The sequence below is a fragment of the Lapidilactobacillus concavus DSM 17758 genome (assembly GCF_001435835.1).
GTDB classification, from domain to species: Bacteria; Bacillota; Bacilli; order Lactobacillales; family Lactobacillaceae; genus Lapidilactobacillus; species Lapidilactobacillus concavus.
Genome location: NZ_AZFX01000059.1, coordinates 1 through 21,121, shown reverse-complemented (window position 1 = coordinate 21,121; position 21,121 = coordinate 1). Strand labels below are relative to the sequence as shown.

Genomic DNA, 21,121 nt, shown 5'->3' with positions numbered 1-21,121 from the left:
AAGTCCGCGCTACTCGCGGTCTAACAGAACTTTCACAGCATCACAACCATTTTCCTACGCAACTTCTAGTTTAGTCTTAAAGATTTACAAACTGGGTTAGAAAGACACACTAATTTCCTGTTCTTAATTTCAAACCGCAACTCTGCCTTCACATCTGAGTCAGAGAACGGAGTGGAAAGTTGTTGCCGTGCTGTGAAACGCAGTTGTTTACGAAAGCTAGCTTTCGCAAACTTACTGCAGGGTCGTATTTGAGCTTCTGCGCTGCAGAATCTCAAATCGAAGGCGGAAGATTTATTCGCCGAGTGCGAAGCACGAGCCGAATAAACCTGCAGCCGGCCCCATAGCGAAGGCAACAACTTTCCACGCAGTGGACTGACGGGTCTGAAGGCAGATGTCAACCCGGCGAATAAACCTGCAGCCGGCCCCGTAGCAAAGGCAACAGCTTTCCACGCAGTGGACTGACGGGTATGAAAGACGAATGTGAGTCATAAAAAAGAACCCTCCATCATTAATAAGGAGAGTTCCAAAAGCTGAAATTATTGATCTGTTTGCTTCGAATCTACAGTTGCAGTTGCGGCATCTGACTTAGCAGCGACAATCTTGATCTCGCCAGCTTCGATTCGTGCTTCCAACTGTTTATCCAGTGGATGGTCGAGGTAGAAATCAGCCACGCGGTCTTCAATTTGCTCTTGGATGACACGACGTAATGGACGTGCACCCATGGCAGGATTATAACCGAGCTCAACTAATTTTGCTTTGACAGGATCCGTGACGCGGATGCTTAAGCCCTTATCAGCAATCATTTTGTTAGTTTCAGAGATCATCAAGTCAACGATTTGGTTCAGGTTTTCCTTGCTGAGAGCATTGAATTCAACAATATCGTCGAAGCGATTGAGGAATTCTGGCTTGAAATAATTCGATAACTTATCGACAACTGAATGCGTGTGGCCACTTGCGGCTGCGCCAAATCCGACGTTGGCTTCGACATCACCTTGGCCAGCGTTAGAAGTCATGATGATGATGGTGTCTTTGAAAGATACCGTTCGGCCTTGCGAGTCAGTCAAACGGCCATCATCCAAAATTTGCAAAAACATGTGCATGACATCCGGATGTGCCTTTTCGATTTCGTCCAGTAAGACTAAGCTATATGGGTTTCGGCGAACTTTCTCGGTCAATTGACCAGCTTCTTCATAACCAACATAGCCTGGAGGCGAACCGATCAGCTTAGAGACGCTGTGTTTCTCCATGTATTCACTCATGTCGAAACGAATCATCGAATCTTCTGAACCGAACAGTTCGAGGGCGAGTTGTTTAGCTAGCTCAGTTTTACCGACACCAGTTGGGCCGACGAAGAGGAAGGAACCGATGGGACGTCCAGATTTGTTGAAACCAATGCGATTACGACGAATGGCACGTGAAACCATGTCGACTGCTTGTTTCTGGCCGATGACTTTTTCATTCAAATCTTCGCTCAGATTCTTGAGCTGAGCTTGTTCCTGTGCACGTAACTCGCCAACAGGGATGTGTGTCTTTTCTTCGACGATTTTTTCCATGTCTTTGTCTGTGATCACGGGATGATCACCATCGGCAGAGGCTTGGTTGTTCTTCATCTTGTTTAACTTCTCGATTTGATCGCGGAAATAAGCTGCCCGCTCGTAATCTTCTTGTTGCAGCGCTTCTTGTTTCTGCGATTCGGCGGAATCGATCTTCTCGTCGATCAACTTGGGATCAACATTTGTTAAGGTCAAATTCTTTTTCGAGCCAGATTCATCAAGGAGGTCGATTGCTTTATCGGGCAAGAAACGATCTTGAATATAACGAGCGGAAAGATTAACCGCCGCTTTGATTGCTTCATCGGTATATTTGACGTGATGATAATCTTCATAACGAGGTTGTAGGCCTTTGAGAATCTTGATCGTTTCATCGACTGAAGGTTCCTCAACTGTAACGGGTTGTAGTCTTCTGGCTAATGCGGAATCTTTTTCGATTGTCCGGTACTCATTGAGGGTGGTTGCACCGACTAATTGAAGTTCGCCACGAGCAAGGGCAGGTTTCAAGACGTTGCCTGCATCCATGCCGCCTTCAGCATTTCCTGCGCCAACAATTTCGTGAATTTCATCGATGAAAAGAATGATGTTAGGATTTTTCTGTAATTCTTGGATCAGTTGTTGCATACGCTGTTCAAACTGACCACGAACACCGGTGCCTTGTACGAGGGAAACGACGTCTAAACGAATAACTTCCTTGTTTTGCAACTTAGAAGGAACGTCGCTGTTCGCAATCTTCTGTGCGAGTCCTTCGACGACCGCTGTTTTCCCAACACCCGCTTCACCAATTAACACAGGGTTGTTCTTGGTCCGGCGATTAAGTATTTCAATCACACGTGCGATTTCGTCGTCGCGGCCGATGACAGGGTCGATCTTGCCTTGGCGAGCTTCATCTGTCAGATTAACGCCGAATTGTGCGAGCACACCGTTGCCACGGCGACCGCCACGACCACCCTGACCTTGTTGAGGTTGCGGACGTTCGGCTTGTTGCTGGAATCCGGCAGATTCATTCTGACCTTGGCCACTCATCGCGCGAAAAATATCATCTAAGTTAGAAAATCCAAATGGATCTTGTGCCATAGTTGGTTCACTTCCTTGATCGACTTGATTTTTAAGTTTCTGATAGCAGTTTTGACATAAATCGATCTCACGACGTTGACCATTAACGGTGGTGTACAAATGGATCGTCGCTTCGTTCTGATGACAATTTTGACAGAGCATTGAATCACGCCTTTCTGATCTGATTCATGGTTCAAAATATAGGGTACGATGGTAACAGGGTTAAAAAATGTTTGACCATTTCTGACCTATGCTGATATTATAACTTTAGCACTCGAAGCATGCAAGTGCTAAGACTCGAAAATCATGCCATCCGAAGTCCCACAATAAAACGGTTTACTGGACTTTAATCGCCGGTCATGATTAAATATTGAGTTAAGATGTGTCCTGTCTTAATTCGTCATAAGGTAAGGAATAACATCGGGTTCAGCCTCGAAGATTAAATTTTTTAAAGGGCGTTATCAAGGTATAATATTCTTTGTGATACCCTTTTATTTTGTACCATAAATAAGGAGAAGGCAAAGAATATGACTGTTGATTACAAGGAGAAATTAGACGATCTAATTGCTGGTAAAATCGACGAAATTGTCGTACCAGGAGCGGAGTTTGACGCTTTTCATCGTGTTTGGCAGGAATTACCGCAGCGCAAAGAGATCGTTGGCAATGCGCAACGGAATGGAACCGTTATTTACCGATACACTGAAAGCGTTTAACTTCAATTGACACACGAAATTACACGTTTTAAAATTAACAAAAAATCTTGTAGTTCTTCGCAAAAAATGTTAGCATTTAAGTTGAAGTAAACAGACACCCTTTAGGGACTGTTTTCTGGTTTGATCTTCGAGGGGTTGAACCAAAAATTTTTTTATCATAAAGGAGTTCATTATAATGGAAAAACGCGATTTTCATGTTGTTGCCGAAACCGGTATTCATGCTCGTCCAGCAACTTTATTAGTACAAGCAGCAAGCAAGTTTAACTCTGATATCAACCTTGAATACAAAGGCAAGTCAGTTAACTTGAAGTCTATCATGGGCGTTATGTCCTTAGGTGTCGGCCAAGGTGCAGACGTTTCGATCACTGCCGAAGGTTCTGACGAAGCTGATGCAATCGCTGCAATCGAAGAAACAATGAAGAAAGAAGGACTTTGCGATTAATGACTAAGACATTGAAAGGGATTGCGGCTAGTGACGGCGTAGCAATTGCCAAAGCCTATCTCCTTGTTCAACCTGATTTGTCATTTTCAAAGTCTGCAATTTCTGATGTAGCAAAAGAAACGGATCGTTTACAAAACGCCATCGACAAATCTAATGCTGAGTTGCAACAAATTCGTGATAGCGCTGCACAGTCCTTGGGTGAAGAAGAAGCCCAAGTTTTTGATGCACATATGATGATTTTGTCCGATCCAGAATTCACTGGTGCAGTTAAACGAAAAATTACGGATGAACATGTAAACGCTGAATCGGCTCTCGATGAAGTGTCAACTACGTTTATCGGTATGTTTGAAGCAATGACAGATAATCCATACATGCAAGAGCGTGCTGCTGATGTTCGCGACGTTACAAAGCGTATCATGGCTCACTTATTGGGTGTTGAATTATCTAATCCGGCTTTGATTCATGAAGAAGTCGTTATCGTTGCCCATGACTTAACACCAAGTGACACAGCTCAGTTGAATAAGAAATACGTTAAAGCTTTCGTTACCGATATTGGTGGTCGTACTGCTCACTCTGCAATCATGGCTCGGACGCTTGAAATCCCTGCTATTGTTGGTGCAGGTAGTGTGACAACTGATATCCAAGCAGATGACCAAATTATTGTTGATGGCAATAATGGTGATATTGTGATTAAGCCAAGCGCTGACGAAGTGACGAAGTATCAGAATTTAGCCAAAGAATATGCTGAACAAAAGGCAGAATGGCAAAAGCTGAAGAATGCTTCTACTGAAACAGCAAATGGTGTTCATTTTGAATTAGCTGCAAACATTGGGACGCCTAAAGATTTAGATGGTGTACTCGCAAATGGTGCTGAAGCCGTTGGATTATATCGGACAGAGTTCTTATACATGGACTCTCCTGAGTTACCAACGGAAGATGACCAATTTGAAGCCTACAAAGCTGTTCTTGAGGGAATGAAGGGCAAGCCAGTTGTTGTTCGTACCATGGATATTGGTGGCGACAAGCATTTGCCATACCTGCCACTTCCTGAAGAAATGAATCCGTTCTTAGGCTATCGTGCAATCCGGATTAGTTTGGATCGCCAAGATATCTTCAGAACGCAATTACGTGCTTTGATTCGTGCTTCAGCGTTTGGTCAATTACGAATCATGTTCCCAATGATCGCAACACTTCAAGAATTCCGTTCTGCAAAAGCTGTCTTCGAAGAAGAAAAAGCTAAATTAGTTGCTGCTGGAACTAAAGTTGGTGAGATTCAACTTGGTATGATGATTGAAATCCCAGCTGCTGCTGTTCTTGCGGACCAATTTGCTAAAGAAGTTGACTTCTTTAGTATCGGGACGAACGACTTGATTCAATACACGATGGCTGCCGATCGTGGTAACGAGCATGTTTCCTACCTATACCAACCTTACAACCCTTCAATTTTGCGCTTAATCAAGCATGTGATTGATTCAGCTCATAAAGAAGGCAAGTGGGCAGGCATGTGTGGTGAAGCCGCTGGTGACCCAATCATGGTACCTATCCTTGTTGGATTAGGCCTAGATGAATTCTCAATGAGTGCAACTTCAATTTTGAAGGTTCGCTCATTGATGAAGCGTTTGAGCACTGAAGACATGGCTAAGTTAACAGATGCAGCATTAAACGTCTCATTGACCAACGAAGATAATATCAAGTTAGTTAAGGACAATGTTAAATAAAGCTAAATTCGAGTAGGACGTGGGAAACCATGTCCTATTTTTTGTGTTCTATTTTAAAGGTAGTATGGTTCGAGATAATTCATTAATCAAATAACTGGATCATCCACAAAGGACCATCACTTTGAGAAGAGACTGAAGCACCCCATAATCATTAGACGTTTGTCTAATGATTATGGGGTGCTTTATTACGATATACGCTAATTTAGTGGAATGAAGCTTCTACGTATTACTAGGTCGGAATGAATTAGAATGCGTCGGTGACTTTTGTTATGCGTCAGTAAATTATTATTTAGAAGCTCAATAGCGGTCCGGCTTAATTCGTTAAGATTGATATCGTAAGTTGTCAATGGTGGAGAGACGTATTTGGAAATATCAATATTGTTGACGCTAATAATCGATGTATCTTTTGGGACGGTAATTCCGTGTTCATTGAATGCTTGTAAAACACCTACTGCAATCGGATCAGAAGCGATAAAGAAACCATCTGGAAAATCATGATCTAATTGAGCAATAACACGTTGGCCTAGCTCGTACCCTGTATTAACCGAAAAATGACCAGTAGAAAAGATATATTTATCTTGCAATAATCCAAGCTCAAATAAATAGTTGCGAAATATTCTTTCTCGTTGATCCATTTCAGGAAGATTAGTGTTGGGATTGAAGTAGCTTCCACCAATGAAACCAATATTACGATAACCACAATGACGGAATTGATCGATTGCATCTATTGTGATGGCTTCGATGTCAGGCTGCACAGAACTAAAAAAAGCAGGATTAGGGTTTGAATCGATAAAGATGCTGTTATGAGATAAATTATTTAAAACCTTCAAGGTCTCATTTTTAAAATTACCAACGGCAATAAAGCCATCTATTGGATTTGCCAGAGGTGCTAAATCAGAAACATTGTTATAAAAACTTATCTGCATGTTTAGTTTCTCAGCGGAGCTTTTCAGACTTTTTCGAAGCCCATTATAGTAAACGTCTTCAAGTTCTTCTTTTGGTGTAATTCCGAAAAAAATCGCAATACTGCGGACAGGCAATTGGTGGTCGTGTCCAGTGTAGCCAAGATCCATGGCAACTTGCAAAATTTTGTTCTTTGTTTGTTCAGCAATTGAGAAGGTAGGGTCATTATTAAGTAATCTTGAGACAGTTGCCGCAGAATACCCCGCTTTATTTGCTATTTCTCTGATTGTAACCATTATTAACTCCTCGCAATCTATGCGCAGTTGGACACAGAATAACTTCTTATTCATCAATGGTAGCACACTTAAACTAAAAGATAAACAAAAAGTAACGTTTGTTTACTTATATTTACTATTATTGTTAAATATATAGTTTACTTTTTTAGTTAAATACGTTATCATTCAATGGTAAGCGATTACATAATTTGAAAGGTGGACTTTGCAATGAAAAAGGGTTGGGTAAAAATGTTCGCAGCTTCAACAGTCGCATTATTAGCTTTAACAGGTTGTGGACCAACTAGCTCCGGAACTAGTTCAAGTTCAAAAAGCAACAAATCACGCGGAAGCCTTTTGGTCTGGGAGGACAAAGATAAGTCTTCGGGCATCAAAGATGCAGTTTCGAAATTTGAGAAAGAAAACAATGTCAAAATTAAAGTTGTTGAGAAAACATATGCAGATCAGTTGAAGCAACTAAGACTCGATGGACCTGCCGGTACCGGCCCAGATGTCATTACAATCCCTGGGGATCAAATTGGAACCGCGGTAACAGAAGGCCTTCTAAAAGAGCTAAAAGTTTCTAAAAAGACTCAGTCAATTTACACAGACTCAGCGATGGAATCACAAATCGTCGACGGTAAGGTCTATGGACTACCTAAAGCTGTGGAATCAACGGTACTTTTTTACAATAAAAAGTTAGTTTCAGAAAAAGATCTGCCTCAAACTACGGAAGAATGGTATAAATTTTCTAAAGAGGAACGAACAAGAGGTAAATACGGCTTACTAGCACTCTGGGATCAAATTTATTATGCACAAGGAGTCTTTAGCGGATATGGTGGTTATATCTTTGGTAAGAAATCTTCCGGTGCATATAATCCTAAGGACATTGGCTTAAATAATAGTGGCGCAATAGAAGCAGCCAACTATGTTAGCAAGTTTTACAAGGATGGACTGTTTCCAAAAGGTATTTTAGGTGATAAAGGAATTAACGTTCTTGACTCTTTATTTACTGAGGGTAAAGCCGCAGCAGTGATTTCTGGGCCATGGAATTTCGATGTTTATAAGAAGGCCGGTATTGATTACGGTGTGGTTAAATTACCGAAGTTGGCGAATGGCAAGCCAATGAGCTCATTTATTGGTGTTAAGAGCTATAACGTAAGCACTTATTCAAAAAATGTTGCCTTAGCTGAAAAGTTTGTTAAGTTTGTTTCAAATGCAAATAATTCTAAGAAGCGATATGAAGTAACCAACGAGGTTCCTGCAATCAAGTCACTTGTGAACAGTGCTGCAGTTAAAAGTGATGTCAATGCAGAAGCTGTTGCAAAGCAATCACAAAACGCTGAGTTAACGCCTAATATTACTGAAATGGATCAAGTATGGACGCCAATTAATAATGCCTTACAGGTCGTTGATACTGGGAAAGCTACTGCCAAGAATGCTCTAAATAGTGCTGTTAGTCAAATCAACAGTGCAATCAAGGCAAACGGTAAGAAATAAGCATTATTGATAGTAGTCTGTTGAAAAGGACTCATTCTTGAGTCCTTTTATCAATTAGAAGGGAAGCATGATTCATGGAAAAGTCAAAAAGTCGTGACAGATCACATGCTCGTATTGCTGGATTGCTTTCGATTATTCCAGGAGTTGGTCAATTATATAATAAGCAGATTATCAAGGGGATCGCTTTTCTGGTTGTCGCATTATTATATATCACCGGGTTTTGGAACTTATTCAACATGGGATTCTGGGGGTTATTTACTTTAGGTACCGAAGTCCCACGGGATAACTCTATATTTTTGCTTGCTGAAGGATTAATTGCATTTTTAATTCTGTGTATTGGGTTGTTATTCTATGGGTTAAATCTTCGCGATGCGTTTAAAAATGGCGAAAAGATTGACATGGGTCAACACCCAGAGAATTTTATCAATAGTGTTAAATCACTATTTGATACCAGCTATCCTTACTTATTAATTAGCCCGGGGTTACTACTACTAATTTTCACGGTAATTTTTCCTATTCTGTTTAGTTTCGCCCTTGCATTCACCAATTACGATCTATATCACACGGCACCTGCCCATCTTGCTAACTGGGTGGGTTTGGAAACATTTAAACAGATTTTTACTGTTGATATTTGGCGTTCTACTTTCTTCGATGTTTTGGGATGGACAGTTATATGGACATTGGTTGCGTCCACATTATCTGTAGCTATTGGGATATTTATGGCAATTGTAGTCCATCAAAAAGACTTGAAGTTTAAACGACTTTGGAGAACAATTCTTGTTCTGCCTTGGGCTGTTCCGGGATTTGTAACCATCCTGATTTTTGCTGGAATGTTCAACGACAGTTTTGGCGCAGTAAACACGGTTATTCTTCATGCACTAGGACTACACGCTGTTTCATGGATGACGACGGCATCATGGACTAAGATTGCACTGTTATTCATTCAAAGCTGGTTAGGATTTCCTTATATATTCGTTGTGACGACGGGTGTTCTACAATCTATTCCTGAAGATTTATATGAAGCAGCAATCATGGATGGTGCGACCGCATGGGAAAAATTCCGAAAAATTACGTTGCCATTCATATTGAATCAAATGGCTCCAATTATCATTACGCAGTACACATTTAATTTCAATAACTTCAACATCATTTATTTGTTCAACAATGGTGGCCCAGCAGTGCCAAACTCAACGGCGGGAGGAACTGACATCTTAGTTTCTTGGATTTACAAGTTGACGATGTCATCAAACCAGTATGCATTAGCGGCGGCATTAACCATTCTACTTTCTATTTTTGTTATCGCAATTGCATTATGGCAATTTAAACGCACGAATTCATTCAAGGAGGGCTAATGAAATGCATAGTATCAAGAGAAATAAAAATATCAGATTATTTGGCACTTATTTGTTACTTGCAATTGTATCTATCACAATCTTCTATCCATTAGCTTGGACGATTGGTGCAAGTTTCAATAAAGGTAACAGTTTGGTCAGCACAACTCTGATTCCTAAGAATCCAACTTTCGATCATTATATTGCACTCACAAAAACGAGTGGCACATTTTACTATTTCCAATGGTTTTTGAACTCACTAAAAATTAGTGTTGTCACGATGGTTCTGTCAGTGATCTTGGTATCCATTACAGCATATGCTTTTTCACGTTTTAGATTTAGAGGCCGTAAAAATGGATTGATCATGTTTCTATTACTACAGATGATTCCGCAGTTTTCTGCTTTAATTGCACTCTTTGTGATGGCGCAGATGTTGCATCTCGTTAATAGTCATTTCCTATTGATTTTGATTTATGTCGGTGGTCAGATTCCTATGAATACTTATTTAATGAAAGGGTATATTGATTCTATTCCTATTTCATTGGATGAGAGCGCACGTCTGGATGGTGCGAGCCGCACTCGGATCTTCCTGCAAATTCTGGCCCCCTTAGCAAAGCCAATGATTTCAGTTGTTGCAATGAATGGATTCACTGGTCCACTTGGCGATTTTGCGTTGTCATCAGTTATTTTGCGCGATCCAAAGTCTTATACCTTACCAATTGGGCTCTACAATTTAATTAACGATAAAATGGGTGCAAGTTATACAACGTTTGCTGCCGGGGCAATTTTAATCAGTTTACCCGTTGCAATTGTCTTTATTTTATTACAAAAGAATTTTGTATCTGGGTTAACAGAGGGAGGAACTAAAGGGTAATGAAAGAGTTGAATTCAAGCTATCTGCTCCATGGTGGTGATTATAATCCAGAACAATGGCAAGATTATCCACAAATTCTTGAGCAAGATTTTAAGTTGATGAAAGATGCGAATATCAACACTGTAACTGTTGGCATGTTCTCTTGGGCAGCACTTGAACCCGAAGAAGGTGTTTATCATTTTGAATGGTTAGATGATGTGTTTGATCATATGAATGAGATAGGTGGTAAAGTTATTCTTGCAACGCCGAGTGGTGCACGTCCAGCTTGGATGGCAGAGAAGTATCCCGAAGTCCTTCGCACGAATAGTAAGGGTGAAAAGTTATACTTTGGTGAACGCCATAATCATTGTTTTACATCGCCTATTTATCGAGCAAAAGTACAAGAGTTCAATACGTTGTTGGCCAAACGGTATGGTGCGCGAAACAATTTGTTGATGTGGCATGTTTCAAATGAATACGGTGGTGAGTGTCATTGTGAGCTATGCCAAGAGGCTTTTAGGCACTGGTTAAAGAATAAATACGGGACGTTAAAAGCGCTCAACGATGCTTGGTGGACAACTTTTTGGGGTCACTCATTTAATGATTGGTCGCAAGTTCATTCGCCTTCGCCTTTAGGTGATTCAAATTTAAATGGATTGAATTTAGACTGGCGTCGATTTGTCAGTGATCAAACGATTGATTTTTATTCGAATGAGATTCAACCACTACGAGAGCTAACGCCTAATGTTCCAATTACGACGAATTTTATGGCAGATACGTTTGACCTGATTCCTTTCAGGGGTTTGGATTACTTTGAGTTTGCAAAGCATTTAGATGTTGTGAGCTGGGATTGTTATCCGGCGTGGAATAATGACTTTGAAACGCCCAAACACACGGCAATGAAAGTAGCAATGATCGATGACTATTTTCGAAGTCTAAAACAACAAAACTTTCTGATTATGGAGTCTACGCCATCACAGGTTAATTGGCATCCATATAATCGCGCCAAACGCCCCAACGTTCATCGGCTTAGTAGCTTGCAACATATTGCGCACGGGTCAGATAGTAATTTATATTTTCAATGGCGCCAATCACGCGGTGCATCTGAAATGTTTCATGGTGCAGTTATTACACACGAGGGTAGTTCAAAAACACGAATTTTCCATGATGTGCACCAAGTTGGACAAGATTTAAATGCTATCGCAGAAGTTAAGGATTGCAAACATGCTAAAGCCGAAGTGGCAATCATATTTGATCACGAAAATATGTGGGCATTAAATGATACACAGAATTATGCGAATGAAACAAAGAATTATTGGCAAACACTTCAATCTCATTATCAATATTTTTGGGAACATGATATTCCAGTTGACATTATTTCCCCAAAGGTAGATTTAACGGCGTATAAATTGGTGATTGACCCAATGCACTTTCTGATGAGTACTAAATTCATGGATCAGTTATATAAATTCACTAGTTCTGGTGGTACAGTGGTTGGAACCTACCTTTCCGGTGTTGTGAATGAGAATGATTTGGCCTATCTGGGTGGATGGCCAGAACAATTACAACATCTCTTTGGTCTAAAAGTTGAGGAAACTGATACGCTGTACCCAAATCAAAGTAACGTAATAGAGATGGATGGGCAGAGTTTTCGAGCTCAAGATTATTGCGAAGTAATTTCAAACATTTCAGCAAAAAATCTGGCAATTTACAAAGATGATTTTTACGCAGGACGGCCAGCTGTAACGATGAAAAAAGTTGACCATGGTACTTCATATTTTATTGCTTGTCGGACGAATTCAGATTTTTTGAATTCATTGTATGAGTTGATTTCGAAGCGCTTGGAACTCAAATCCGATTCATCAATCGGTAAAGATAACGCTGCGGTTTCAATTCAAATTCGGCAGAACAGCACTCATAAGTATCTGTTTGTGATGAACTTTGATGAAACAGCACATCAAGTGGAACTTGACCATTCAATGACTGAAATGCTAACTAACGAATTACGTAATGGAACTGTGAAGATACCCGCGGGTGGTGTGGCAATTTTTCGTGATCAAATCGTTTAAATCTTTAGTGGTCGGTTAAACTATAATTAGCAGAGCAATTTCTTTTTGAATTGCTCTATTTTTGTAAATTCCGGATAATTTTTCAATTGGGCTTCTTTCCGAACGGTTATTATTTGCTTGTTATTTCATATGGTGCTAATGTTGACCAAACGGGGAGAATTTGATGTTAAAAGTTGTGCGAGTATTTGAAAACAAATAAACTCGTTATTTATGGTAGTTATTCCCCTTGCTTCGCGTTTTAGTGAAGGTGCTTGGGGTTATTTTTTATTATAGATTATTGGGTCCAGAATAAAATTCTTGCGCAATTTCTTTTTTTCCCGTAAGATTAAATTATATTTATTTTATAAATCTATTCATAAAAATAAGGGAGGTCTTATAATGTCAATGATTGAATTTCATGATGTTAATAAGTATTACGGTAAATTTAAGGCGCTCAAGAATATCAATCTAACCATCGAACGAGGCGAGGTGGTGACGATCATTGGGCCTTCCGGTTCTGGTAAGAGTACGTTATTACGCACAATTAACGGTCTTGAGTTAATCAGTTCAGGGCAACTCTTGGTTGATAATCATGACTTAGCAGATCCGAAGACGGATATGAATCGGATCCGCAAAAATGTTGGGATGGTTTTTCAACACTTTAATTTATATGCCAACAAAACGATTCTCCAAAATATTACCTTGGGACCAGAAAAAGTTTTAAAGGTGCCTCATGTGAAAGCTGCTGAGGATGCAGAACGACTTTTGGGATTGGTCGGATTGTTGGATCAAGCGCACAAACTGCCAAGTATGCTTTCAGGTGGTCAAAAACAGCGAATCGCGATTGCACGAGCATTGGCGATGCATCCTAAAGCAATTTTATTCGATGAACCGACTTCTGCGCTGGATCCTGAAGTTATTGGTGATGTGCTGGACGTTATGAAGAAAGTTGCCGAGCAAGGGATGACCATGATTGTCGTGACTCACGAAATGGGCTTCGCGAAGGAGGTTGGCAATCGTCTGTTATTCATGGCCGATGGCGAAATTCGTGAAGACAGCAATGATCCACGCGAGTTCTTCCGGGCGCCACAGGATGAGCGTGCTCAGGAATTCCTTGGCAAGATTCTTCATGTTGATTAGCGGGAGGTTGAATAATGCGATGGAGAAAAATAAAGCAGGCTAGCGTGTGGTGGCTTTTGCCGTTGTTCGTTCTGACGCTGATGTTGACCGGTTGTGGTCAGCATATTGTGACTAAAGACGTGATGCAGCAGGTTGCTGAATCGAATGAGATCACCTGGGGTGTCAAGGGTGACATGCGGCTATTTGGCCTGACGGACATTAAATCTGGTCAGGTTAAGGGCTTCGAGGTCGATTTGGCAACGGCAATTTCTAAGGAAGTTTTTGGTAAAGAGGTTAAGATCAATTTTGTTCCGGTGAATAGCAATACGCGTTTGCCACTGTTGAGGAATGGGAATGTTGATGCACTGATTGCGACCATGACGATCACCCCTGATCGAAAAAAAGAAATCGATTTTTCAAATTCATACTTCAATGCCGGACAAGCTATCTTGGTTAAAAGAGGTAGCAAAGTCAAGAGCGTCAAGAATTTAACTCAGGGCACGAAGGTCATTGGCATCCAAGGTTCTAATTCGGTCGTCAATATTAAAAAATACGCACCACAATCCGAAGTTTTGCAGCTCGCGGATGCTGCACAAGCATTTGCTGCGCTTAAATCCGGTCAGGGCGATGCGATGACGACGGATAACGGTATTTTATACGGGTTAACTTCTGATGATAAGAGCTACCATGTTGTCGGCGGGACGTTCACGAAGGAACCGTATGGCATTGGTGTCAATAAACACCAGAAAAAATTCTTGAGCGCTATCAATCAGGCACTTAAGAAGCTTGAAGACAACGGTGATTATCAGAAACTCGTTGATAAATGGTTTGGTCAGATTGCAGGTTTTGATGGGAGCGTGGTGAAATGATCTCAATTCTAACGGCACATTGGTCTGAATTGGTTGAAGGGATGAAATATACAATCGGGTCTAGTTTGATTGCACTTATCGGCAGCCTGATCTTGGGTATTATTTTTGCCATGTTTGTGATCAGTCCAAATCGATGGTTAAGAATCATCGGTAGTGTTTATGTCGAAATCTTTCGTAATATTCCGTTATTGGTGGTCGCGATGTTCTTCTACATCGTGATGCCACGGTTTGTTCCGGGCTTGGATGGTTTCAAGGCGGGAACAATCGGCTTGACCATCTACACGTCCGCTTTCATTGCAGAGACGTTTCGTGCGGGGATCGAGAGTGTCGCCGTTGGGCAAATGGAGGCCGCACGCAGTAATGGGATGACTTATTTGCAAGCCATGAAGTACATTATCTTGCCACAAGCCACGAAGATCGTTATTCCACCACTAGGCAATCAGTTCGTTAACCTCGTGAAAAACTCATCGGTACTCGCCTTCTTGGCCGGTTTTGATTTAATGTATCAGGGCAACCTTATTGCCTCGACCACATTCAAAACAACCGATACGTATCTGGCGGTCGGATTACTTTATTTGGTGATGACGATGCCACTGAGTTATTTAATGCGGTATCTTGAGAAACGCTGGTCAAGATTGCCGACAGTCTAAGAAAGGGGAAGTTTAAATGCAGAACTTTATTGATGCTTATAGCTGGGTCAACCTGCGCTTCTTACTTGAAGGACTGTGGGTCACGATTTATGTATCGGCCATTTCGGTGGTTCTAAGTTTTATTATCGGGTCGATTCTAGGCTTGATTCGCTATGTTAAAATTAAATACTTATCGATGATTGTTGGCTTCATTATCGATTTGATTCGTAACTTGCCGTTATTGCTGATCATCTTCTTCATGTATTTCGGATTGCCGAGTACGTTCGGTATTCGTCTAAATACAGTTACCGCTGCGATTGTTGCATTGACTGTCTTCGAATCGGCAATGCTGGCAGAAATTATTCGTAGTGGGATCCAATCGATTGGTGTCGGCCAAATGGAAGCAGCACGCAGTAACGGATTAACTTATCTGCAAGCCATGTGGTATATTATCCTGCCCCAGGCATTTCGTAACATGGTACCGCCAATTGTGAGTCAGTTCGTCTCACTGGTGAAGGATTCTTCATTAGCGACGATTATCTTGCTGCCAGAGTTGATGTATCATTCGCAGATTATCTATGGGCAGAATACGAATTATATGATTCCGATGTTCGTTGCGTTAGCGTTTCTGTATTTCGTCATCTGTTTCTTACTGTCGCGGTTGTCGAAACGGCTGGCTAGACGATTGCATTAGGCCCCGTTCATCCACTTCGCTCACGGGCTTGGATCGTTACGCTAAGGTGTGATCACAAGGCTAAAGTGTGAGCTGAATTTAAAAGGACTTAAAACTGTTCAGAAAAATTTTCATCGTCTTTTTTGAATTTTCTGTCTATCCCAAAGTAGTATCTTGCTGCAAATGCAAGATGCTATTTTTTTGCGTTTCTGCAAATCCTAATAAACTAGTTTCACCAATGATAGCTAAAGATTGGAGGAGTGTTTCTAATTTGGTCAAGATGACACCGTTGTTTGGGTCAATACTGAGTTGATCGAGCAAGCAAAAAACAGTACAGGTGAGTTGATCAAAGTTTGAGTTCGAGAGTTGATTTGCATCGATCTGCTTGAAGACAAACGCCCTGAGCGTGGTATCGTTTCTCGTAAATGAAAGTCGTAGGGCATTGAGAATAAAGGTGTTCCAGTAAGTTGAAAAGTACGTGCTGTCAACAAACAACTTCATCTTGGTGACGCGATAATTGAACGCGTTAATGATAAAAGGCGTGTCAAAAATAAATAAACAATTGATCATCAATGATAATTCGCGAATTTTATAATCAAGTTAGCCACCCATACTTCGTTCCCTGCCTCAGCTAGTACTGTGATTTTCTTCCACTGAGTTAAAAGCTGAGATCAAATTAAAAAGTACCACGTACATTATGTAGAACAACTTTAAGTCATCAGTGGCCTAACTGGCCAACAATAACTACTTTTCGTCCTGATTTTATTGAATAGCAACGCAAAAATCCCCCAACTTTGAAGGTTGGGGGATTTTTGTCGACACGACTAAACTTTTTCTTTTAACACGAACTTCTGATACTTATTATGACGTACCGGATCTAACACGACTTTAACGCGCGTGCCAGCTTCTGTGTAGTCTTTTTCGAAGACGTTGGTGTGTGCCTCTAGGTCGGCGAGGACGCGGGCGTCTGCGAAGGGAATCAACAATTCGACGGATTGATAATCGGCAAAGATTCTCTTTTTGATCAATTCAGCCAATTTTTCAATTGAGGCGGGATCTTTTGCTGAATAGATTAGGTCGTTGCCGACGACTTCTGGGTAATTCGTATCGGCGCGTAAATCTGCCTTGTTGAAGGCGATGATGGTTGGCAAGTTGGTGATGCCGATTTCTTGCAAGGTCTGTGTGGTGGTCTCCATCATTTCACGATAATGGGGATCCGAGTAGTCGACGACGTGGATCAACAAATCGGCGTCGGCGGCTTCTGCTAATGTCGACTTAAATGAGGCGACTAAGTTATGCGGCAGGTGGCTGACGAATCCAACCGTATCACTCAACAGAAACTTTTGCTTGTTGGGTAGTTGAATCGTCCGGACACTCGTATCCAAGGTGGCGAACAGCATATCCTTCTCGAAGACTTGCTTCTTGTCGGCGTCGAGTTGATCAAAAGCAGCCAACAATTGATTCATCGTCGTCGATTTACCAGCATTGGTGTAACCGACGAGAGCCACTTTGGGAAGGCCACTTTGTTGTCGACGTTCGCGTTGCGTCTCGGCACTTTTTTCGAGTGTTAGCAGGTTCTGTTTCAACTCAGAAATACGTTTCCGAATGACACGCTTGTCCAATTCCATCTGAGTTTCACCAGAACCACGGTTAGCGAGGCCGCCACCACCATGTTGCTGGTCGAGTGAGTTGGCAGAAGGGTGTACTCGTGGTAATTCATATTGAAGCTTGGCAATCTCAACCTGAGTTTTGGCTTCGCGGGTCTTCGCACGATCGGCGAAGATTTCCAAAATTAATTCGGTCCGGTCGATGATCCGCATTTTCGTTTGTTTCTCGAGGTTGGCAATCTGTGAAGGGGAAAGTTCATCGTTGATGACCAGAACCTTCACATCGAGTCCTGCGGCTAATTCGGCGATCTCAACGACCTTGCCTTTACCGAAGTAAGTGGCCGCCTCCATCTTGTCCAGATTCTGAACGACACGATCGACAACTTCCATATTATCGGCGCGCGCTAGCTCCTTAAGTTCATTCATCGTGTAGTCAAAGTTGGCCGTCTTGTGACTCAAGCCACCAATGATCACGCGTTCTTTCTCGGGTTGTAAGTTAATTATTTCAGTCATATATTCTCCATTCCGATTAGGACAGTTTTCAGGCAACAAAAAAGAGCCGACTTGAGCCGACTCTAGGGCACATAGATGTTAAAACTCAATGCACACAAAAAAGAATCTGTCACCAATCGTTTAAATTTGCTATTCAGTTGGTTCATTGCAACGACAAAGCCACTTGTCTTAAACGCATTGCTGACAGTCCTTTCTACTTGAATTCGAGGGGATGATTGACTAAATATATTTCTCCTCAACTTGCTTTAAGAATAACATGAATCCGGTTAAAAAGCGAGTAAATAACAAAGAGGCGGTTTAAAAAACGAGGCGATGTAAACAAAATTTAAAAGTTTGTCAAGGGACCAGAGTGGTTATTCTGACTAACAATCTCGTAAGTTTCGTGGTTGAATTGTTAGTCAAACCCATCGAGCCCAGTCCCAGCATCCTGTATACTTAATGTTGTTATGAAATGGAGGGATCAAATTGACGAATCAAGTTGTTCGCGTCAATAATCTAGTAAAAACTTATGGCAAACGTCATGAAAAACAATATACTGCCTTGAAAGGCGTCTCATTTGGTGTTGAAGATGGTGAATTTGTCGGAATCATGGGGGCTTCAGGTTCCGGTAAAACCACGCTATTGAATATTTTATCAACCTTGGATAAACCGACGAGTGGTCAAGTCTTGATCAATCAGCAAGATGTCACCGCATTAAACGGGAACCAAATGGCTGACTTCCGTGGTAAAGAGATTGGTTTTATTTTCCAAGATTTCAATTTACTTGAAAATCTGACCGCATTTGAAAACATTGCCTTACCACTTTCACTGCAAAATGTTTCACCTCGCAAAATCAAACCGCTGGTCGATAAGATTGCGAAACGTTTGTCGATCGAAGGGGTCTTGGATCACTATCCAACCGAATTATCAGGTGGTCAGAAACAGCGTGTCGCCGCAGCTCGTGCGCTCGTTCATCAGCCTGCGATTCTCTTCGGGGATGAGCCAACTGGTGCCTTGGATTCGAATAGTGCGCGTGAATTGCTACAAACGATGGAATCACTGAATCAAAAGGATCGCGTTTCGATTTTATTGGTCACGCATGATCCATTCTCCGCAAGTTATTGCCAACGGATCTTGTTCTTCAAGGATGGACAGATTGGTCAAGAATTGAAACGTGAGGGTCGTTCTCGCGCTGATTTTTATCAAGAAATCTTAGATAACTTAGGCACGTTTGCAGAATAGGGGTGAGAATCAGTGTTATCAAAATTAGCATTTGCAGGTATTAAAAGCCGCTTGAAAGATTATCTGGTTCTTTTCTCCGGTTTGATCGTTTCTGCGGCGACGTTTTACATGTTCATGGCACTGGCCACCAATCGCGATTTCTTAGGCAAGAATTCGATGATTTCTTCAGGAAATACGGTGATCGTATTTGTTTTCGGTGCGATTTTATTAGCTATCATCACGTTAGTTTATCTGATCTATGCCAACTCTTTTCTGCTAAATATGCGGCAGCGTGACTACGGCATGTTCATGATGTTAGGCGCGAAGACAGGGAAAATTGCCCGATTAGTCTTCATTGAAACTTTCTCGTTGGGGATGATCGCAACAATCGTAGGGTCGGTGATTGGCGTTGGGTTATCGCAAGTTGTTGCCCAGTTATTAGTCAATCAGATGGGGCTGACGCTACATCATTTCAACGCATTCTACATTCCGACCTTGTTGATCACGCTAATCTTCTTTGGCGTCATGTTCATTTTTGCCGCATTGTGGAATAGCCGTAAATTTGTGAAAACACCGGTACTCAAGTTACTGCATTATGCCTCGCAACCTAATCGTGTAGCGGCCAAACCGATGGTGCTGATCCTTGAAGCAATTCTCGGCCTGACACTCCTAGCAACCGGTTATTGGGCGATGGCACATTTGATGCTCTTGAACCTGATGGCAATTCCAATTGCCTTAGTTACCATCGTTCTCGGAAGTTATTTCACGTTCAACGCAACCTTTATTTGGGTCATCCACTTCCTGAAACGCCGCCAGAAATTTGCGATGAAAGGGTTAAACAATTTTACCCTCTCACAACTGAGTTTTCGTCTGCGCGATTATACGCGGATGTTAGCGATGATCTCGATTCTTTTCGCGCTAGCATTGGGCGCAATCACAGTTGGTCTCGGCTTCAAGAACGATATTGGCACCATGGCAAAAATTGGCGGAGCATACGATCTGACGGTCTACACAAAGAATGCTGCCATTGAGAAAAAAATTGATCAACTGGATGTGAAATCATCGACCACTTATGACTATAAGGTCGCTGGTGGCGCAATCTATTACCAACTCGATCAATTGCAGAAACAGCCACTCTATCGTCTTCACTATCCAAAACAAAATGCGGCCAATTTTTTACCAACCATTAAGCGCGATCAAGCCAGTGATTATCTGAAGAAGGATTCAGTTGCCACTGTTTCTTTGACACAGGTATTGGGTGTCGACACCGCCACAGCAACTGATAGCACCGCCCTTCATTTAGTTTCAGACAGTCGCTTCCAAGCATTGTCAGGTAAAACTGGTCAATTAACATTGATTCGCGTTCGGGATTTCCAAGACGCCGCAAAGTTGATTGGTGAAATTCAAGACGCACAACTTAAAGCAGCACCACAATACAAAGATTGCTTGATGAACAGCAAGTATACTTACTTTATGAATGTTAATTCACTTTACTCCGGCATGATCTTCATGGGCTTCTTCTTGGGCATTTCATTCTTAGCGATGCTGGCAAGTTGCTTGATGTTCAAGATTTTATCCGGTGCCTACAGCGATATTCGCCGCTACGACATGCTCAACAAGATGGGGGTTCGCGGCCGTGCATTGAAAGGCTCCGTCTCTAAAGAAATTGGCGTCCTCTATGCCTTGCCTGGTCTACTCGGCATCATTCATGTCTTGTTCGGCCTGCAACTCTTCAAGGCATTGATGATTGATCCATACAACGGCATTTGGATCCCATTCACCATTTTCATTGTCCTTTATGGCATTTACTACTGCTTAACCGCATGGCTATATCGCGGCATTGTTATTCCGAAAGTCGAAATTAAAAAGTAAAGATTGCGTCTCGGCAGTCATAGAAGTGCGCCATAATTGGTAGATGTTTATCTAGCGATTATGGCGCACTTTTCGTTTGGCTTTTGGATGAAATTGCCTTGTCAGTCAAACCGAAGTTGTTACAGACAATGGGCATGCTTTCATGTGGGGCCGGCTGCAGCTCTTTTTGAAACGCGTTCCGCAAGGCAGCAGTCTGCGCTTAACAACAATTTCTAAACGATTCGTAAACGAATCATTCAGAAATTATCGTTAA

At 41.7% G+C, this 21,121-nt stretch carries 17 protein-coding genes; 13 read left to right on the top strand and 4 right to left on the bottom strand.

Going from position 1 to position 21,121, the window contains the following annotated elements:
- Window positions 1-536: 536 nt before the first annotated feature.
- The gene (locus FC15_RS05630; protein WP_057824774.1) at window positions 537-2,768 is read right to left on the bottom strand and encodes an ATP-dependent Clp protease ATP-binding subunit; all 2,232 of its coding nucleotides are present in this window, start codon (window positions 2,766-2,768) and stop codon (window positions 537-539) included.
- Window positions 2,769-3,133: 365 nt separating this feature from the next.
- Here FC15_RS05630 and FC15_RS05625 point away from each other — a divergent pair, with 365 nt between their 5' ends.
- From FC15_RS05625 to ptsP, 3 genes are all read left to right on the top strand, one after another.
- Window positions 3,134-3,319 (top strand): hypothetical protein, encoded by a 186-nt coding sequence (locus FC15_RS05625; protein ID WP_057824772.1) that lies wholly within the window; start codon window positions 3,134-3,136, stop codon window positions 3,317-3,319.
- 175 nt (window positions 3,320-3,494) lie between these two features.
- Window positions 3,495-3,761: a phosphocarrier protein HPr gene (locus tag FC15_RS05620; RefSeq protein WP_057824770.1), complete on the top strand. Its 267-nt coding sequence runs from the start codon at window positions 3,495-3,497 to the stop codon at window positions 3,759-3,761.
- Window positions 3,761-5,479: a phosphoenolpyruvate--protein phosphotransferase gene (gene ptsP, locus FC15_RS05615; RefSeq protein ID WP_057824768.1), complete on the top strand. Its 1,719-nt coding sequence runs from the start codon at window positions 3,761-3,763 to the stop codon at window positions 5,477-5,479. The genes FC15_RS05620 and ptsP overlap by 1 nt, the downstream gene beginning before the upstream one ends.
- A 197-nt stretch (window positions 5,480-5,676) precedes the next feature.
- On the opposite strand, the gene FC15_RS05610 is transcribed toward ptsP, so the two are convergent.
- A complete protein-coding gene (locus FC15_RS05610; RefSeq protein ID WP_057824766.1) occupies window positions 5,677-6,678 on the bottom strand; it encodes a LacI family DNA-binding transcriptional regulator in 1,002 nt (333 codons plus the stop codon).
- 207 nt (window positions 6,679-6,885) lie between these two features.
- On the opposite strand from FC15_RS05610, the gene FC15_RS05605 reads away from it, so the two are divergent.
- From FC15_RS05605 to FC15_RS05570, 8 genes are all read left to right on the top strand, one after another.
- Window positions 6,886-8,154 carry a galactooligosaccharide ABC transporter substrate-binding protein GanS gene (locus FC15_RS05605; protein ID WP_057824764.1) on the top strand — a complete coding sequence of 423 codons (1,269 nt, stop codon included), beginning with the start codon at window positions 6,886-6,888 and terminating at the stop codon, window positions 8,152-8,154.
- Between the two features lie 74 nt (window positions 8,155-8,228).
- Window positions 8,229-9,506, top strand: coding sequence for a carbohydrate ABC transporter permease (locus FC15_RS05600; protein WP_057824762.1), 1,278 nt, complete (start codon window positions 8,229-8,231; stop codon window positions 9,504-9,506).
- A gap of 4 nt (window positions 9,507-9,510) precedes the next feature.
- Window positions 9,511-10,359: a sugar ABC transporter permease gene (locus tag FC15_RS05595; protein WP_057824760.1), complete on the top strand. Its 849-nt coding sequence runs from the start codon at window positions 9,511-9,513 to the stop codon at window positions 10,357-10,359.
- Window positions 10,359-12,407 carry a beta-galactosidase gene (locus FC15_RS05590; RefSeq protein ID WP_057824758.1) on the top strand — a complete coding sequence of 683 codons (2,049 nt, stop codon included), beginning with the start codon at window positions 10,359-10,361 and terminating at the stop codon, window positions 12,405-12,407. The genes FC15_RS05595 and FC15_RS05590 overlap by 1 nt, the downstream gene beginning before the upstream one ends.
- A 378-nt stretch (window positions 12,408-12,785) precedes the next feature.
- A complete protein-coding gene (locus FC15_RS05585) occupies window positions 12,786-13,526 on the top strand; it encodes an amino acid ABC transporter ATP-binding protein (protein ID WP_057824755.1) in 741 nt (246 codons plus the stop codon).
- Window positions 13,527-13,540: 14 nt separating this feature from the next.
- Window positions 13,541-14,374 (top strand): transporter substrate-binding domain-containing protein, encoded by an 834-nt coding sequence (locus FC15_RS05580; RefSeq protein WP_057824754.1) that lies wholly within the window; start codon window positions 13,541-13,543, stop codon window positions 14,372-14,374.
- Window positions 14,371-15,024 carry an amino acid ABC transporter permease gene (locus FC15_RS05575; RefSeq protein ID WP_057824752.1) on the top strand — a complete coding sequence of 218 codons (654 nt, stop codon included), beginning with the start codon at window positions 14,371-14,373 and terminating at the stop codon, window positions 15,022-15,024. Before FC15_RS05580 ends, FC15_RS05575 begins: the two co-directional genes overlap by 4 nt.
- Before the next feature lie 16 nt (window positions 15,025-15,040).
- Complete coding sequence (locus FC15_RS05570) at window positions 15,041-15,697, top strand: amino acid ABC transporter permease (protein WP_057824751.1); 657 nt, start codon at window positions 15,041-15,043, stop codon at window positions 15,695-15,697.
- A gap of 135 nt (window positions 15,698-15,832) precedes the next feature.
- On the opposite strand, the gene FC15_RS05565 is transcribed toward FC15_RS05570, so the two are convergent.
- Window positions 15,833-16,246, bottom strand: coding sequence for a hypothetical protein (locus FC15_RS05565; RefSeq protein ID WP_057824749.1), 414 nt, complete (start codon window positions 16,244-16,246; stop codon window positions 15,833-15,835).
- Window positions 16,247-16,500: 254 nt separating this feature from the next.
- Window positions 16,501-17,796: a GTPase HflX gene (hflX, locus tag FC15_RS05560; RefSeq protein WP_057824747.1), complete on the bottom strand. Its 1,296-nt coding sequence runs from the start codon at window positions 17,794-17,796 to the stop codon at window positions 16,501-16,503.
- 465 nt (window positions 17,797-18,261) lie between these two features.
- On the opposite strand from hflX, the gene FC15_RS05555 reads away from it, so the two are divergent.
- Both FC15_RS05555 and FC15_RS05550 read left to right on the top strand, forming a co-directional pair.
- Complete coding sequence (locus FC15_RS05555) at window positions 18,262-19,017, top strand: ABC transporter ATP-binding protein (RefSeq protein WP_057824745.1); 756 nt, start codon at window positions 18,262-18,264, stop codon at window positions 19,015-19,017.
- Between the two features lie 12 nt (window positions 19,018-19,029).
- Entirely contained in the window at window positions 19,030-20,868 is a 1,839-nt protein-coding gene (locus FC15_RS05550) for an FtsX-like permease family protein (RefSeq protein WP_057824743.1), read from the top strand.
- Window positions 20,869-21,121: the final 253 nt, after the last annotated feature.

Coding starts and splice junctions, on each gene's coding strand:
- FC15_RS05630 (WP_057824774.1), bottom strand. CDS start 2,768: ATGCTCTGTCAAAATTGTCATCAGAACGAAGCGACGATCCATTTGTAC.
- FC15_RS05625 (WP_057824772.1), top strand. CDS start 3,134: ATGACTGTTGATTACAAGGAGAAATTAGACGATCTAATTGCTGGTAAA.
- FC15_RS05620 (WP_057824770.1), top strand. CDS start 3,495: ATGGAAAAACGCGATTTTCATGTTGTTGCCGAAACCGGTATTCATGCT.
- ptsP (WP_057824768.1), top strand. CDS start 3,761: ATGACTAAGACATTGAAAGGGATTGCGGCTAGTGACGGCGTAGCAATT.
- FC15_RS05610 (WP_057824766.1), bottom strand. CDS start 6,678: ATGGTTACAATCAGAGAAATAGCAAATAAAGCGGGGTATTCTGCGGCA.
- FC15_RS05605 (WP_057824764.1), top strand. CDS start 6,886: ATGAAAAAGGGTTGGGTAAAAATGTTCGCAGCTTCAACAGTCGCATTA.
- FC15_RS05600 (WP_057824762.1), top strand. CDS start 8,229: ATGGAAAAGTCAAAAAGTCGTGACAGATCACATGCTCGTATTGCTGGA.
- FC15_RS05595 (WP_057824760.1), top strand. CDS start 9,511: ATGCATAGTATCAAGAGAAATAAAAATATCAGATTATTTGGCACTTAT.
- FC15_RS05590 (WP_057824758.1), top strand. CDS start 10,359: ATGAAAGAGTTGAATTCAAGCTATCTGCTCCATGGTGGTGATTATAAT.
- FC15_RS05585 (WP_057824755.1), top strand. CDS start 12,786: ATGTCAATGATTGAATTTCATGATGTTAATAAGTATTACGGTAAATTT.
- FC15_RS05580 (WP_057824754.1), top strand. CDS start 13,541: ATGCGATGGAGAAAAATAAAGCAGGCTAGCGTGTGGTGGCTTTTGCCG.
- FC15_RS05575 (WP_057824752.1), top strand. CDS start 14,371: ATGATCTCAATTCTAACGGCACATTGGTCTGAATTGGTTGAAGGGATG.
- FC15_RS05570 (WP_057824751.1), top strand. CDS start 15,041: ATGCAGAACTTTATTGATGCTTATAGCTGGGTCAACCTGCGCTTCTTA.
- FC15_RS05565 (WP_057824749.1), bottom strand. CDS start 16,246: ATGATCAATTGTTTATTTATTTTTGACACGCCTTTTATCATTAACGCG.
- hflX (WP_057824747.1), bottom strand. CDS start 17,796: ATGACTGAAATAATTAACTTACAACCCGAGAAAGAACGCGTGATCATT.